This window comes from Lysobacter sp. TAB13 (assembly GCF_052113885.1).
Lineage (GTDB): Bacteria > Pseudomonadota > Gammaproteobacteria > Xanthomonadales > Xanthomonadaceae > Lysobacter > Lysobacter gummosus.
Genome location: NZ_JBFRDR010000384.1, coordinates 1 through 366 on the forward strand (window position 1 = coordinate 1; position 366 = coordinate 366).

Sequence of the window (366 nt, forward strand, 5' to 3'; positions counted from 1 at the left end):
GCTGGGCCTGGCCGCCATCAACCGCTACCGCCTCACGCYCCTTGTCCTGTCTCGAACGGGCCTCGCCGCCAGGACGATGCGGCGCATGATCGCGGCCGAAACCTTGCTGGTGTTCCTTGTCCTTGGCACCGTTGCGACCTGGCGCTTCACGCCGCCGCCGCGGGCACTTCTCGATGCGGGAGCGCCGCCTGCATCGATCCACATTCACAGGGCCAAGGCGATGGCGGACATCCGCGTCTCGCCTGGACGTGCGGGGCCGGCCTCCATTTCGATTTCACTGCTCGACGGGGAGTTTGGACCGCTCACGGTCAAGGAGGTTCGCTGCGTGATGTCGAATCCGTCGGCCGGGGTCGAACCGATCGAGCG

1 protein-coding gene is annotated in these 366 nt (G+C 67.1%); it reads left to right on the forward strand.

Going from position 1 to position 366, the window contains the following annotated elements; translation table 11 throughout:
* Positions 1-85 precede the first annotated feature (85 nt).
* Positions 86-366, forward strand: a 281-nt coding sequence (locus tag AB4Y92_RS26620) for a hypothetical protein (protein ID WP_441822351.1), incomplete at its 3' end; no start/stop codon positions are given.